This is a genomic window from Pseudomonas sp. SC3(2021) (genome assembly GCF_019856535.1).
GTDB classification, from domain to species: domain Bacteria; phylum Pseudomonadota; class Gammaproteobacteria; order Pseudomonadales; family Pseudomonadaceae; genus Aquipseudomonas; species Aquipseudomonas monsensis.
On record NZ_CP082236.1, the window covers coordinates 5,487,575 to 5,502,278 of the forward strand.

Consider the following 14,704-nt stretch of genomic DNA (forward strand, 5'->3'; position numbering starts at 1 on the left):
TGTGATCAGGCACTTTCACTGTTCTGGGCGACAAACAGCACCACCTGCCAAGGGCTGCTGGTCAGCTTCGCGGCAGGCGCGGCGATGGTCAGCGGCAGTTGGGCGTCGAACCAGGCGCCTTCGGCCGTGACCACAAACAGGCGCGTGTCATCGCCAACGCTGTAGGCCACTTGTTCGCTGCGACTCATCGCCTGATGGGGCAAACCGCTCATGCGCTGACGGCTGAGCATGGCGATATGCGGCGCCGAAGCGATGATCGCGCCACGCAGCCAGTCGCCGGCAGCCTGCTCGCTGGCGCCGTTGGGCATGCGCAGGCCGATGACCAGACGCTGGCTCGGCTGCTCGTCGGGCAACTGGATCGAAAAGTGCTGTTCACTGCGTTCGAATGGCAGGCTGCGATAACCGGCACGGATCAGTTCCAGGGTGGTTTCCAGCCACTGCAACACGGCGTCGTAACCGCGTTGCAACTCAAGAAAATCCAGCGGCGCAAACGCCGGCACGCCGGCCAGCGGATCAAGCGCCGACCACGCGCCAGCCAGACCGAGCAAGTGCACGTAGAGACTTTGCGGGTGGGCGATGCGGCTGTTGAGTGCACCTTCGACTTCCGGCAGACGCGCCCACAGTGCGGCCAACTGGCGACGGATTTCCAGGGCATCGTCCTGATTGCCGGCCTGTTGCGCCTGACGCAAGCGGCCACCAAGAAACAGGCACTTCTCCCGCGCCCGCGCGCAGAGTCCGGCGATGCGGCGGCCCAGTGGCGACTCCGGCAACAGCAGCGGCGTGGGTGCGGTGTAGGTCAGCGGCAGAAAACCACCACCCTCCTTGCGGATCTTCAACAGCGGCAGGCAGATCGAATCCGCCTTGTTCAGTTGCGTGCAAAGCCGTGGGTTGGGTCGCCAGACCGTGATCGACTCAGGGAATTCGCCGCTGGTGAGGTCCGGCAAGGCCTCGCCGACCACCGACTGCAAACGGCCCTTGAGCGGCAGCAATTGCCCGGCGCGCCACATCGGGCTGATCGCCAGATACACGGTGACGGTGGCATCGTCGGTGGCGTCGATCGCGGTGCTGACGTCCAGCTCCAGGGTCGGGCCGATCCCGGCCTGCAAGTCCACCGGCAAACCGTCGGGCAGAGTGCCTTGCAGCGACACCACCCGCACCACGCCTGCGCTCAGCGCCGACGGGTCGAATTCCATATGGCTGACGCCCCAGAACCACGGGTTGCACGCCTGCGCCAGATGCGCCCCGAGCGCTTCGGCCCGCAGCCCTTGCAACTGAAAATGCTGCGGCAGCAATTGCATGCCTTCGTGCCAGCAAACCGCGTCAGGTAGCAGACTCATACGACTCCCTTCGACTACGCCGCGATCCGGCGGCAGCGGTGGTGTTTCAGTGCTCGGTGGGATTGACCAGCGTCATCTCGCGACTGTCGAATTTCAGCCACGCTTCGCTCTGGTCATCGAGGCGCAATCGGTGCGCTCCGGGTGTGTTATAGCTGGCGAAGACCAAAAGTCCAGCGGCCTTCTTGCCCCCCAGCGGGAAGGGTTGGCGGTCGATGAATTGTCCCGGCACCAGCTCCAGTCCCCACACACTCATCAACTGACGATAGTCGCGCTGGTACTGCTCGCGTCCGGCAAACCACTGACTGGCGCTGATGCCCGAGAGTTGCTTGAGCAGATCCGGATCGGCGACCGCAATGAAATCCACAGCAATCGGCGTGTCGTCATTGGCCTTCGGTGCGACGTCGAGGGTCAGGCTGTCGAGGTCCACCTTCGGCCCGAAGAAGGAACAGCCGGCCATGAGCGCAAACACCATCGCTACAAAAAAACGTCCGTACAAAATGAATTTTCCTTTTCCCGACCCTGTCCAAAAATGTTTTTGCTTGCATTTTTATAGACCTGTTCTAGCGTCTTGGGTAGTTCGGCTGCTACCGCCGAATGAGGAAGGTTTGTCAAAGGAACGACAGGTCATCTGCTCCCCTTTCTAACCTACGGTCCAGTAAGGGAAAGCGATGAACGGGCCTCCCGATGCATTGCGCCCGCCCAACGCATCGGAGTCCGCCGTCATGGCAGAAAGTACTCAGCACAAGCTCGACCGGGTGCGCCCGCCCCGGGTGCAAATCACCTACGACGTCGAAATCGGCAACGCCATCGAGAAAAAGGAATTGCCCCTGGTAGTCGGGATCCTCGCCGACCTCTCGGGCAAACCGCTTGAGCCATTGGCAAAACTGAATGAACGGCGGTTTACCGAAATCGACCGCGACAACTTCAACGAAGTGCTCGCCTCGATCGGCCCGCGCGCCACGCTGCAAGTCAACAACACCCTGAGCGGCGACGACAGCAAGCTCAACATCGAACTCAACTTCAAGCACATCGACGACTTCGATCCGGTCAAGGTGGTCGAGCAAGTCACGCCGCTGCGGCGCCTGTTCGAGGCTCGCCAGCGTCTGCGCGATCTGCTGACCAAACTCGACGGCAACGATGATCTGGACAAGCTGTTGCGCGACGTGATCGCCAACACCGAAGGCCTGCAAGAGATCAAGTCGGCCCGCCCGGACACCGCTACCCCGGCAGCTGATGCCGAGGCGCCGGCCGAACCGCAAGCCTGATCATCCACTTAACCGAGGGAGCATCCGTCATGCCCGCCGCCGCCCAGAATCAAGCCAGCGACAATGCTGCAGCCGAGACTTTATCCCTGCTCGACCGGATCATCGCCGAAGGCCGCATGGCCCACGATGACAGTCAGCAGGATTACGCCCGCGACATGCTCGCGGAATTCGCCACCCAGGTGCTCGACGAAGGCATGGCCATCGACAAGGACACCGTGGCGATGATCAACGACCGCATCAGCCAGATCGACGAACTGATCAGCGCTCAGCTCAACGAGGTGCTACACCACCCCGATCTGCAAAAACTCGAAGCCTCGTGGCGCGGTTTGCACATGTTGGTGCAGAACACCGAAACCAGCACCCGCCTCAAGTTGCGCCTGCTGAACGTCACGCAGAAAGAGCTGCAGAACGATCTGGAAAAAGCCGTCGAATTCGACCAGAGCGCGCTGTTCAAGAAGATCTACGAAGAGGAATACGGCACCTTCGGCGGGCATCCGTTCAGCCTGCTGGTGGGTGACTACACCTTTGGTCGTCACCCGCAGGACATCGGCCTGCTGGAGAAACTGTCGAACGTCGCCGCCGCCGCGCACGCACCGTTCATTGCCGCCGCCAGTCCTCGGCTGTTTGACATGAACAGCTTCACCGAACTGGCGGTGCCGCGCGATCTGTCGAAAGTTTTCGAGAGTCAGGAACTGATCAAGTGGCGCTCGTTCCGCGAGAGCGAAGACTCGCGTTATGTGTCGCTGGTGCTGCCGCACTTCCTCCTGCGCCTGCCCTATGGCCCGGACACTTCACCGGTGGAAGGCATCAATTACGTCGAAGACGTCAACGGCACCGACCACAGCAAATACCTGTGGGGCAATGCCGCGTGGGCACTGTCGCAACGCATCACCGAAGCGTTTGCCAAGTATGGCTGGTGCGCGGCGATTCGCGGCGCTGAAGGCGGTGGTGCGGTGGAAGGCCTGCCGGCGCACACCTTCCGGACCAGCTCCGGCGACCTGTCGCTGAAATGCCCGACCGAAGTGGCCATTACCGACCGCCGCGAGAAGGAACTCAACGACCTCGGTTTCATCGCCCTGTGCCACAAGAAAAACAGCGACATCGCGGTGTTCTTCGGTGGCCAGACCACCAATAAATCCAAGGTCTACAACACCAACGAGGCCAATGCCAACGCGCGGATCTCGGCGATGTTGCCGTACGTGCTCGCAGCCTCGCGTTTCGCCCATTACCTGAAGGTGATCATGCGCGACAAGGTCGGCAGTTTCATGACCCGCGACAACGTGCAGACCTACCTCAATAACTGGATCGCCGACTACGTGCTGATCAACGACAACGCGCCGCAGGAAATCAAGGCGCAGTACCCGTTGCGCGAAGCGCGGGTGGATGTCACCGAGGTGGCCGGCAAGCCGGGGGCCTACCGCGCGACGGTGTTCCTGCGGCCGCACTTTCAGCTGGAGGAACTGACGGCGTCGATTCGCCTGGTGGCGACCTTGCCGCCACCGGTTGCTGCCTGACCTGCTGCCCCCGCCGCCCGTGCGGCGGGGGCCTGCCCTATATCTAGCGTGATACCTTTCAGGAGTTTCAAGCGATGGATGCAATCATTCTCGACCTCGGTGGCGACATCAAAGGCGACAGCCTGCTCGAGGGTTACAAGGACAAGATCGAAGTCATGTCCTACAGCCACAACGTGGCCATGCAGGTCACCAATGACGTCAGCAACTCGGAGCGCACGTCGGGCCGGCCACACATTGGTGAATTCACCCTGACCAAATTCGTCGACAGCTCAACGCCGTCGCTCAACGAATACTGCTGCGCGGGCAAACCGATTCCCGAAGCGAAGATCACCATCGGCCGCAATGCCGCCGAGGGCAGCGGGCAGTTGATGCCATTCATCATCTACACCCTGACCAATGTCGTGCTGTCCAACGTCAGTGTCAGCGGCGGTACCGGCGGCAAACCGGTGGAAACCCTGTCGCTGAACTTCACCAAAATCAAATGGGAACTCACCGCGCAGAAAGACGACGGCACCAAGGAAGGCACCGCCGGTACGGTCTGGGATCTGGCGGCCAACAAGGCCAGCAAGTAACCGGTCGCCCTGGCCATGGCTGGCACCGGGATCCGCGCGCCGCTGTTCGAACGCCTCGCGTCCAGCGAGGCCGAGGGCGCACGGGAGTTTGATCGGCAGGCGTTGCTCGACTCGGTGCATGCCGAGCTCGGGCGCCTGTTCAACACCCGTCGCGGCTCACGCCCACTGACCCGGCCACCCAGCGTGATCGACTACGGCATCGCCGACTGGAGCGCCTTGCAACAACAGCGCAGCGATGACCGCCGGCAACTGGCGCGGGACATCCGCGAAGCCATCACCCATTTCGAACCGCGCCTGAAACTCGGCGAGGTGCAGGTCAATCCGGTGCCCGAACACCCGCAACAATTGAGCATTCGCCTGCTCGGCGAGTTGCGCAGTGGCCAGCAACACTGGCCGGTGGCGTTTGTCATCGAGCCCGGCGGCCAGGGCCTGGAGGTGCGCCATGAGCGACTCGATTGACGCGCAACTGCTCGATTACTACCAACGCGAACTGACCTGGCTGCGACACGCCGGCAGCCAGTTTGCCGAACGCTATCCGAAAGTCGCGCGGCGCCTGGAGTTGTCACCCGGTGAATGCCCCGACCCGCATGTCGAACGTTTGCTGGAAGGCTTTGCCCTGCTCGCCGCCCGTCTGCAACGACGCCTGGATGACGATTACGCCGAATTCAGCGACGCGCTGCTCGAACAGCTTTATCCCTTGGCCATGCGCCCGCTGCCCTCCTGCGCCATCGTCCAGTTCGAGCCGGACCCGAGCAAAGGCAACCTCGACGAGGGCTATCCCCTGCCCCGCGACACGCCATTATTCGTCACCACCGACAAGGGCCAGAGCATTCACTTTCGCAGCACGGCTGCCGTGCACTTGTGGCCTGTCGAAGTGACTGAAGCCTTGATCCTCGGCAGTGACGAAGCCCAGGCGCTGACGGGTGTTGCACAGTCGCGCTCGGCCTTGCGCCTGAGCCTGCGTTGCCTGGGCGAAAGCCAATGGGCGGGGCTCGGCATCGAACAGTTGCGCATTCACCTGGCTGCGTCGCCGGTGATCAATGCCTGCCTCTATGACTTGCTCGGTGCCCATGCGATGCAGGTTCTGGCCGGCTCACCGGGCAGCGTTCCGACGCCGTTGAAAGGTCTGCCGCAGATTGTCGGATTTGCCGACGACGAAGCGCTGTTACCCGACGAAGACGGTGTGCATCCGGGCATGCGCCTGCTGGCCGAATACTTTGCCTTTGCGGACAAATTCCACTTCTTCGACCTGCCCTTGCGCGGCGTGACCAGCGACAGCCAGACGCTGTATCTGTACATCGTCTTCGACCGCGCTCCAGGCAGTCGCCTGCATTTGCAGGCCAGTGATATCGCCCTCGGTTGCGCGCCGGTGATCAACCTGTTTCCGCGGACCTCCGAGCCACTGCGTCCCGATGGGACCCACAGCGAATACCGCCTGATTGCCGACAGCCACCGCGAGAACAGCGTCGAGATCCACAGCATTCGTGGCATGCGCGCCAGCTCCAGCGCGGGGGTGCAACGCTTGCCGGCCTACTACGGCAGTCAGCACAGCGGTGGCGATCAGCAGCGTTACTGGCATGCACGACGGGTCAGCGGCATGACACCGAACCGCCTCGGCAGCGACCTGTTGGTCAGCGTGGTCGACACCCGTTTCGAGCCGCAGACGGACTTGCCCGATTACAGCCTCACCGCCGAACTGCTCTGCACCAATCGCCACCTGGCGCAAAGCCTGCCGGCCGGCACACCGTTGGGATTCGAGCGCCCAGGACCGGTGGCCTGGGCGCGTCTGCGCAACCCGCCCAGTCCACAAAGTCTGCCACGGCTGGACGGTGATTCACGCTGGCGGCTGGTGTCGCAACTGACCCTCAATCACCTGTCACTGGTCGAAGGCCCACAGGCGCTCGATGCGCTGAAAGAAATTCTGCAGTTGCACAACCTGCGCGATGAAGCCAGTGCCCTGCGCCAGATCGAAGGCCTGTTGAGCCTGCATGCCGAGCGGATCATCGGTCACGTCGGGGCTGACGCCTGGCGCGGTTGGCGCAATGGTCTGGAGGTGCAAGTGCAGCTCGATCCGCAGCACTTTGTCGGCAGTAGCGCGGTGTTGTTTTGCGCCGTGCTGGCGCAGTTCTTTTCGCTGTACGCCACGGCCAATCGCTTTGTGCGCACGGTATTGATACAGGACGACAAGGAGGTCAAGGCATGGCAACCCCAAGCCGGCATGCCCCTGTCGCTCTGACCCTGAGCCAGCGTCTGCGCCGCGATCCGCAGGCGTTCGAGTTGTTGCAGGCGCTGTTGCTGCTGGAGCGCGAACAGCCGCAGGCCGAATCCCTCGGCAGCGGCACTTCGCCCCAGGCCGAAGCGGTGAAACTGCGTGGGCCGTTGACGCCGATGTTCGCCGCCAGCCAGATCGAAAGCCTGCGCGAAGCGCCGGGCGAGCCGCTGACCCTCGACACGCCGGTGTTCGGCCTCGGCGGTCCCGACGGCCCCCTGCCCTACGCCTATCAGGAATGGCTGCAACAACGCGCCCGGGCCAAGGATCATGCGCCGGCCGAGTTCCTCGATCTGTTCCAGCATCGCCTGCTCAGCCTGCTGTACAAGGTGATGCGCAAACACCGGATAGCCTTGGGTTTCGTCACGCCGGGAGCGTCGCCGGTGCAGGCGCAATTGCGCGCACTGACCGGGTTGTTACCCAAGTCGTTGCAGGAGCGCGAGGCCGTGCCGGATTGCGCGGTGCTGGCCTGCACCGCGTTGTTCGCCGATGGCCGCCGTTCGCTGGCCGGGTTCGCGGCGATTGTCCGCGAACAGTTTGCCGTGCCGGTCGCGCTGAGTGCCTACGAAGGTGCCTGGCGCGAAATTCCAGTGGCCAGCCGCAGCCTGATGCAGGCCGGCGGCCGCAACCTGCAATTGGGCCGTACAGCGGTGGCCGGCACGCGGGTCTGGGATGAGCACGCCGGCATTCGCCTGACACTGGGGCCATTGCCGTCGGCGCAGGCCGCACGGTTCCTCCCCGATGGCGAAGTGCATCCGGCGCTGGCCAGCCTTGCCGCGTTGTATTTCGGCCCGGATCTGGACGTGAAACTGGTGTTGCTGGTGCGCGGTGCCGGGCCGCTGAAACTCGGCCGGCAGGTGCCGACGCTGCTGAGCTGGAACGGCGGCCTGCAACGCCAGGCCAGCCTTGCCGTGCAACGCATCGAAACCCGTCTGCGTCAGCTGGAGATCACCTGAAAATGGAACTGGCCAGTCTGATCGGACGCCTCAACCCGGACAACCGCCGCGCCCTCGAACGCGCCGCGCAACGCTGTTTGCAGCGCGGCCATCACTTTGTCGAGATCGAACACCTGTTGCTGGAATTGCTCGACATTGAGGGTGGCGACTTTGCTTTTCTGCTGCCGCGTTTCGGGCTGGAACGGGATGCGTTGAGTGCGGAAATCAACAAGGCACTCGACCTGTTCAAGGCCGGCAGCACGCGCACGCCAGCGCTGTCATCGCACACCTTGGGCCTGCTCGAAGATGCGGTGGTGCAGGCCAGTGTGCTGGGGCTCGACAGCATTCGTTCCGGGTTGTTGTTGCTGGCACTGATTGACCGTGATGAGCGCCGCAGTCTGCTGCTCAACAGCGCCTCGTCGTTACTGCGAATTCCCAAAGAAGCGCTGCGGGCGAACTTGCTGGAGTGGACCGAAAACTCCCGTGAGCATGTCGGCCCGCGTTCCGCGGCTTCCTCTGGAAATCCTGCGCCACGACAGGATTCGGTGCTGGATCAATACACCCAGGATCTGACCGCCGATGCCCATGCCGGGCGCATCGACCCGATCGTGGGTCGCGATGGCGAAATCCGTCAATGCATCGACATCCTGCTACGCCGCCGGCAGAACAACCCGATTCTGGTCGGCGCACCGGGCGTGGGCAAAACCGCCGTGGTCGAAGGCCTGGCCTTGCGCATCGCCGCCGGTGACGTGCCGCCGTCGTTGCAGGAGGTCAGCCTGCGTGTGCTCGACCTAGGCCTGTTGCAGGCCGGCGCCGGGGTCAAAGGCGAGTTCGAACAACGGCTCAAAGGCGTGATCGACGCGGTCCGCAGTGCCGACAAACCGATCATCCTGTTCATCGACGAAGCCCACACCCTGATCGGTGCCGGCGGTGCCGAGGGTGGCAGCGATGCGGCCAACCTGCTGAAGCCGGCGCTGGCCCGTGGCGAGTTGCGCACGCTCGCGGCCACAACGTGGATGGAGTACAAAAAATACTTCGAGAAAGACCCGGCCCTCGCCCGTCGTTTTCAACTGGTGCAGGTGGAAGAGCCGGACGAAATCACCGCCGTGGAAATGCTCCGTGGCGTTGCCGCCAAACTTGAACAGCACCACGGCGTGCAAGTGCTCGATGCGGCGATCCACGAAGCGGTGAAACTTTCGCACCGCTACATCTCCGGTCGCCAGTTACCGGACAAGGCCATCAGCGTGCTCGACACCGCGTGTGCCCGAGTCGCCCTCGGCCAGCACGATGTGCCGCCGCCGCTGGAAAGCCTGCGTCATCGGCAAAACAGCCTCAAGGACGAAGTCGAACGCCTGCGCCGCGAGCAAGCCACAGGCCTCGATCACCGCGAACGCATCACCCTGCTGGAAAGCGAATCGCAGGGCAACGTGCAGGCGATCCGCGAACTGGAAACCCGCTGGAGCGAAGAACGCGTGGCCGTGCGCGAACTGCTCGACACCCGCCGCGAATTGCTCGACTTGAGCGAACGCGCCGACAGCGACAAACCCGATGAAGCCACCGACAGCCGCATCGACCACCTGGCCGCCGAACTGCTGCGCCTCGAGGCGGGACTGGACGCGATTCGCCAGGACGATCCGCTGGTGCCCGAACAGGTCGACGCAAAAACCGTCGCTGCGGTGATCGCCGGCTGGACCGGCATCCCCGTTGGCAAAATGCTCGCCGACGAAGCCCACGCCGTACGCACCCTCGGCACCCGCATGGGCCAACGGGTGATGGGCCAGAGCACCGCGCTCAACACCATTGCCCAGCGCTTGCAGGCGTATCGCGCCGGTCTGACCGATCCACAGAAACCGGTCGGCGTGTTCCTGCTGGTCGGCCCCACCGGGGTCGGTAAAACCGAGACGGCTTACGCCTTGGCCGATGCGCTGTACGGCGGCGAACGCAACCTGATCAGCATCAACCTTTCCGAATATCAGGAAGCCCACACCGTCAGCCAACTCAAAGGCGCGCCACCCGGTTATGTCGGTTATGGCAGCGGCGGAGTGCTGACCGAAGCGGTGCGACGCAAACCGTATTCGGTGGTGCTGCTGGACGAAATCGAGAAGGCCCATCCGGATGTGCTCGAAGCGTTCTACAACGTTTTCGACAAGGGCTTGATGGAGGATGGCACCGGCTTGGTGGTGGACTTCAAAAACACTGTGATGCTCGCCACCAGCAACGTCGGCGCGGAGCTTTTGCTGGATACACCCGCCGCGCAACTCGGCTCGGATGCCTTCAACGAGGCACTGCACAAAGTCCTCTTGCAAGCCTTCCGCCCGGCGTTTCTGGCGCGCATGACCGTGGTCGCCTATCGACCGCTGGATGAAGCGACGCTGGAGGGGATTGTGTTGGCGAAACTGGAAAAACTGCGGGGCCGTTACAAGGCGGCAACGGGCAAACAGTTCGAGTTTGATTCGGGAATCGTTAAAGCCGTACTCGCCAAGTGCAGCGCGGCGGGTGCGCGGGATGTCGAGAACGTGTTGATGACGCAGGTGACAGGGAAACTGGCGGAGTGGGTTTTAGAGTGAACGACACAGGAAAAGCTGCGTCGCGCCCTTTCTCGTAAGTGTTCGACTTCTTTGCAGGTATTCGCGATGCCCTACAAAATTCTTATATGGAATACGCAGCACTTCCATAACCAGAGCAAAAAAGAATCAGAGGCATACCAGGCAAAGGCCGCTTACCTGAGCAAAGTATTGCTGCTCAAGCGGCCCGATATTCTTGCACTCTTTGAAACGGGCACGACCGGGGCGCCCAATGTCAGCGCAGAGAAGTTGCTGGAATCGCGCGGATACCGGTTGGTGCATGCGCTGGACAACGAGGGCGGCGCGCGAATCGACACGACTTTAGGTTCGATGGTGTTCGTGCGCAATGAACTGGCAGGAGCCTTCGAGATGCTCTCCGACTACATACTGGGCGCTTCCGAGCGGCGCGCACCGATCGTCATACGACATAAATACAATGGCGACGCCCTGGCCTTCTATCATGCCAACTCATCTTATAAGGCGGCCGAAATCACGGCCGAAACCATCAACTTCATCGTTGCCAACAAGCGTGAAAAATTTCGCGAACTGATTTTCTTCGGCGGCGACCTGAATGCCGAGCCTCACGAGAATCACAAGGAAATCAGGCCTCCCGAGCACAGACCGCTGAAGCCCGTCCCACCCGCTACAGCCGGCACCCATATTCAGATCACCAACAAGACGCTCAAGGAGGCCAGACTGGATTGGCGCAACAATGTCGAGTATGTGTTCGACGACGAACAAGGCATTGATGTGCCTGTGCGTTCCCAGGAAAGCTGGAATACAAGCTATCGGTGGGATGAGGGAATCTGCGAGGACGAGTATGTTGCCACCCCTCGGGTTCTCGACTACGCCTACGTCACCGATACCTATCGCTGGAATTGCGAATGCGACGGCCGAGCGCAGTGCATCCCGAACGGTACCGGCGGTTATAAAGCCATCAGACGTATCAGTTATGGCGACGTAATTCGCAGCGACCACTTCCCAGTATTTTACTTCGGCAAACGACATGATGAAGAAGCGACCTTTCTCGTGCATATCGCAGAAGATCCCTATCTGAGTGCCGCATTGAAAAACCGGCTCGGCGCCGGTGAGCAGCGGATAACCCTGCGTTTTGGCTCCTTCAAGTCTTCACCGGTAGAGATGGAAGCTCCGCTTGACGCTACGTATTGGGCCTGGACGAGCGCAAAGACTTTGCGGGTGACATCAACGAGCAATCTGACAGGGCATTTTCGCTTCAAGAAACAGATTGGCGTGACATGGCCGGCCATCATCGAATTTCCCGCCGTGTCCGGAGCAATCGGCAGCAGCGCAAAGCTCACGCTGTATGTAACGGGTATCGACTATGAATAGTTTTTCCCCCCTCGAGATTGCTCATGACTCGCTCGACTGACAGCAACACCACCCTCTCCCTCACCGCCCCCTCGCTGTCGGCGCTTTACCCTGAATCACTGTCCGGTGAAGAGGCGCTCAACTCACTCGGATCGCAAACCCTCAACGGCGTGAATGACGGCGCCTCTCTGACGCTGACCAGTGCCATTGCCACCCACGTCACCACCACCCTGCACAATGACGCGCAACTGCGCCCGTTCGATGCGCTGGTTGCCGAAATCCGCCAACTGCCCGCCGATGCCACGGCCGAGCGCTACCAGTTGCTGTTAAGGCCGTGGCTGTGGTGGCTGACCCTGGCGAGCAATAACCGGGTGTTCCAGAACCTCGCCACTTCGGACATTGTCACGACGATTTTCAAGGCCCACGGCTTTACCGATTTCAAGCTGTCGCTGAGCGGCAGTTACACACCGCGCGAATACTGCGTGCAGTACGGCGAAACCGATTTCGCATTTGTTTCGCGGTTGCTGGAAGAAGACGGCATTTTCTGGTTTTTCACCCACGACAGCGGCAAACACACGCTGGTGCTCGGTGACAGCAACGACGCCTTCGTAGCGATCCCCAACGGGCCGAAGGTCAAGTATCTGGGTCAGGGAATGGGTGAGCGTGAGTTACACGGGATTCGCGCCGGGCAGGTGTGCCTGCAAGCGGTGGCCGGGGTGTATCGGGCCACGGATTACGAATTCACCACACCGACCACATCGCTGTATGGCCAGGCGGAAGCGGTGGCCGGGCCGCGTTCGATCTACGAGCATCCGGGCGGTTACAACGCCAAGGCCCGGGGCGATGCGCTGACCAAGCAACGGGTTGAGGGTTTGCGCAGCGAAGAGAAACGTTTTGTCGGTGAAAGCGACTGTCGCTGGCTGGTGCCGGGGCACTGGTTCACCCTCGACGGGCATGAAGACGCGAGCCTGAATATCGACTGGGTGGTGACGCGGGTCACCCATGACGTCAGCCACGAACGCTATCGCAACCGTTTTGAAGCGATCCCCAAAGCCACGCCGTTCCGCGCGCAACGCACCACGCCGAAACCGCGCATGCATCCGCAGACCGCCATTGTCGTGGGCAAGTCTGGCGAAGAAATCTGGACCGACGAGTACGGCCGGATCAAGTTGCAGTTCCCGTGGGATCGCGACGGCAAGAACGATGAAACCAGTTCCTGCTGGGTGCGCGTGGTGTTGCCGTGGAGCGGCAAAGGCTTCGGCATGCAGTTCATTCCGCGCATCGGTCAGGAAGTCATCGTGACCTTTATCGACGGCGATCCCGACCGGCCGCTGGTCACCGGTTGCGTGTACAACGGCGACAACGCCCTGCCCTACGCCTTGCCGGCCAATCAGACCCAGTCGGGGATCAAGACGCAGTCATCCAAGGGTGGCGGTGGTTTCAACGAGCTGCGTTTTGAGGACAAGAAGGATGCCGAAGAGGTGTTTTTGCAGGCGCAGAAAGACCTGAAGATCAATGTCCTCAACGACACCACCGCCACCGTCGGCCACGACGAAACCCTCACCGTACAGAATGCACGCACCCGCACGGTCAAGGACGGCGACGAGACCGTGACCCTGGAGAAAGGCAAACGCAGCGTCACGATTCAAACCGGCAGCGACACCCTGGACGTCAAGGACAGCCGCACGGTGAAAGTCGGTGCCGATCAGAATCACAGCACCGGCGGCAACTACACCGACAAAGTCACCGGCGATTACAGCCTGACCGTCGACGGCAACCTGACGATCAAGGTCAGCGGCACCCTGACCCTGCAAAGTGGCGGCAGCTTCACCATCAAAAGTGGCGCCGATCTGGCCACGTCGGCCAGTACCTCGATCACCCACAAGGCCGGAACTGCCTTGACCAATCAGGCCGGTACATCGCTGGACAACAAGGCCGGCACCACACTGACCAACGATGCCGGGATAAGCCTGACCAACAAGGGCGCGGCCTCGCAGACTGTCGATGGTGGCGGCATGCTGACCATCAAGGGCGGGCTGGTGCAAGTCAACTGACAGGGAGCACTCATGGCGATCACACCGCTGGATCTGCAGCAGGATGACAAGCAGCTCAAGGGGCGTCTGCAGGACGGCCAGCTCGACGGGCCGCTGCAGATCAAGGATGACGGGCGCAAGCAGGCAGACCTCAACTACAGCGCCGGGGTGCTGCAAGGGACCTCCCTGCTCTATCACCCCAATGGCAAGGTCTCGGCGCAGATGCCATTTGTGCGCGACAAGGTGCAAGGCGTCGCGAGTTTCTATTCCGCAGAGGGCTGGTTGCAACGCAAGGCGACCTACCGCCGTGGGTTGCTGCATGGCGAGGCGTTCAATTACTTTCCTGACGGACAAGTGGCTGAGGCGGAGTTCTATCGCGATGGTGTGCGTGAGGGGCGTTATCAGCGCTTTCATCCCAATGGCAAACCGGCGGCCGAGGCGCGGTATGTGAACGGGCAGTTGCTGGAGCCGGAGCAAGGCTTTGCCGAGGATGGCCGGCCGCTGGGAGCGGATGGCAAGCCGATTTCGCGGGTGCGGTGGTGGTATCGGCAATGGGCGGATCCGCAGCAGACCTGAGAACCTCGAAGAGCCCCTCACCCTAACCCTCTCCCCGAGGGAGAGGGAACTGATCGGGGGAGATTGGCGAGTTATGCCGGCGTGAAAGGTATGCAGTGAATCCATTATCGACTCGGTCGTTCAGGTCGATGTATTGCGATAGACATCTTGGTCGGCTCACTCTCCCCGACGGAGAGGGAACTGATCGGGGGAGATTGGCGAGTTATGCCGGCGTGAAAGGTATGCAGTGAATCCATCATCGGCTCGGTCGTTCAGGTCGATGTATTGCGATAGACATCTTGGTCGGCTCACTCTCCCTCCCCTCGACCGA

General features: G+C 61.8%; 12 protein-coding genes. 10 read left to right on the forward strand and 2 right to left on the reverse strand.

Annotated elements, in window-relative coordinates:
- Positions 1–5: 5 nt before the first annotated feature.
- Together tssK and K5Y35_RS24350 are read right to left on the reverse strand one after the other, a co-directional pair.
- Positions 6–1,337 (reverse strand): type VI secretion system baseplate subunit TssK, encoded by a 1,332-nt coding sequence (gene tssK, locus K5Y35_RS24345; RefSeq protein ID WP_222833178.1) that lies wholly within the window; start codon positions 1,335–1,337, stop codon positions 6–8.
- Positions 1,338–1,383: 46 nt separating this feature from the next.
- On the reverse strand, positions 1,384–1,809 hold the full coding sequence (locus K5Y35_RS24350) for a type VI secretion protein (protein WP_128614472.1): 426 nt from the start codon (positions 1,807–1,809) through the stop codon (positions 1,384–1,386).
- Positions 1,810–2,059: 250 nt separating this feature from the next.
- Here K5Y35_RS24350 and tssB point away from each other — a divergent pair, with 250 nt between their 5' ends.
- From tssB to K5Y35_RS24400, 10 genes are all read left to right on the forward strand, one after another.
- Entirely contained in the window at positions 2,060–2,602 is a 543-nt protein-coding gene (gene tssB, locus K5Y35_RS24355) for a type VI secretion system contractile sheath small subunit (protein WP_123467685.1), read from the forward strand.
- Between the two features lie 29 nt (positions 2,603–2,631).
- Positions 2,632–4,116 (forward strand): type VI secretion system contractile sheath large subunit, encoded by a 1,485-nt coding sequence (tssC, locus tag K5Y35_RS24360; RefSeq protein WP_123467683.1) that lies wholly within the window; start codon positions 2,632–2,634, stop codon positions 4,114–4,116.
- A gap of 74 nt (positions 4,117–4,190) precedes the next feature.
- Positions 4,191–4,688, forward strand: coding sequence for an Hcp family type VI secretion system effector (locus tag K5Y35_RS24365; RefSeq protein ID WP_123467681.1), 498 nt, complete (start codon positions 4,191–4,193; stop codon positions 4,686–4,688).
- Between the two features lie 15 nt (positions 4,689–4,703).
- Positions 4,704–5,147, forward strand: coding sequence for a type VI secretion system baseplate subunit TssE (gene tssE / locus K5Y35_RS24370; RefSeq protein ID WP_123467679.1), 444 nt, complete (start codon positions 4,704–4,706; stop codon positions 5,145–5,147).
- Positions 5,131–6,924: a type VI secretion system baseplate subunit TssF gene (gene tssF, locus K5Y35_RS24375; protein WP_222833179.1), complete on the forward strand. Its 1,794-nt coding sequence runs from the start codon at positions 5,131–5,133 to the stop codon at positions 6,922–6,924. The genes tssE and tssF overlap by 17 nt, the downstream gene beginning before the upstream one ends.
- Positions 6,888–7,913: a type VI secretion system baseplate subunit TssG gene (gene tssG, locus K5Y35_RS24380; RefSeq protein ID WP_222833180.1), complete on the forward strand. Its 1,026-nt coding sequence runs from the start codon at positions 6,888–6,890 to the stop codon at positions 7,911–7,913. Before tssF ends, tssG begins: the two co-directional genes overlap by 37 nt.
- A gap of 2 nt (positions 7,914–7,915) precedes the next feature.
- Complete coding sequence (gene tssH / locus K5Y35_RS24385) at positions 7,916–10,459, forward strand: type VI secretion system ATPase TssH (protein WP_123467673.1); 2,544 nt, start codon at positions 7,916–7,918, stop codon at positions 10,457–10,459.
- 66 nt (positions 10,460–10,525) lie between these two features.
- On the forward strand, positions 10,526–11,806 hold the full coding sequence (locus K5Y35_RS24390) for an endonuclease/exonuclease/phosphatase family protein (RefSeq protein WP_186747647.1): 1,281 nt from the start codon (positions 10,526–10,528) through the stop codon (positions 11,804–11,806).
- 23 nt (positions 11,807–11,829) lie between these two features.
- A complete protein-coding gene (tssI, locus tag K5Y35_RS24395; RefSeq protein WP_222833181.1) occupies positions 11,830–13,839 on the forward strand; it encodes a type VI secretion system tip protein VgrG in 2,010 nt (669 codons plus the stop codon).
- A gap of 12 nt (positions 13,840–13,851) precedes the next feature.
- A complete protein-coding gene (locus tag K5Y35_RS24400; RefSeq protein WP_222833182.1) occupies positions 13,852–14,394 on the forward strand; it encodes a toxin-antitoxin system YwqK family antitoxin in 543 nt (180 codons plus the stop codon).
- Positions 14,395–14,704 lie beyond the last annotated feature (310 nt).

Bases quoted from the DNA above. Each gene is read 5' to 3' on its own strand.
- tssK (WP_222833178.1), bottom strand. From the start codon at position 1,337: ATGAGTCTGCTACCTGACGCGGTTTGCTGGCACGAAGGCATGCAATTG.
- K5Y35_RS24350 (WP_128614472.1), bottom strand. From the start codon at position 1,809: ATGGTGTTTGCGCTCATGGCCGGCTGTTCCTTCTTCGGGCCGAAGGTG.
- tssB (WP_123467685.1), top strand. From the start codon at position 2,060: ATGGCAGAAAGTACTCAGCACAAGCTCGACCGGGTGCGCCCGCCCCGG.
- tssC (WP_123467683.1), top strand. From the start codon at position 2,632: ATGCCCGCCGCCGCCCAGAATCAAGCCAGCGACAATGCTGCAGCCGAG.
- K5Y35_RS24365 (WP_123467681.1), top strand. From the start codon at position 4,191: ATGGATGCAATCATTCTCGACCTCGGTGGCGACATCAAAGGCGACAGC.
- tssE (WP_123467679.1), top strand. From the start codon at position 4,704: ATGGCTGGCACCGGGATCCGCGCGCCGCTGTTCGAACGCCTCGCGTCC.
- tssF (WP_222833179.1), top strand. From the start codon at position 5,131: ATGAGCGACTCGATTGACGCGCAACTGCTCGATTACTACCAACGCGAA.
- tssG (WP_222833180.1), top strand. From the start codon at position 6,888: ATGGCAACCCCAAGCCGGCATGCCCCTGTCGCTCTGACCCTGAGCCAG.
- tssH (WP_123467673.1), top strand. From the start codon at position 7,916: ATGGAACTGGCCAGTCTGATCGGACGCCTCAACCCGGACAACCGCCGC.
- K5Y35_RS24390 (WP_186747647.1), top strand. From the start codon at position 10,526: ATGCCCTACAAAATTCTTATATGGAATACGCAGCACTTCCATAACCAG.
- tssI (WP_222833181.1), top strand. From the start codon at position 11,830: ATGACTCGCTCGACTGACAGCAACACCACCCTCTCCCTCACCGCCCCC.
- K5Y35_RS24400 (WP_222833182.1), top strand. From the start codon at position 13,852: ATGGCGATCACACCGCTGGATCTGCAGCAGGATGACAAGCAGCTCAAG.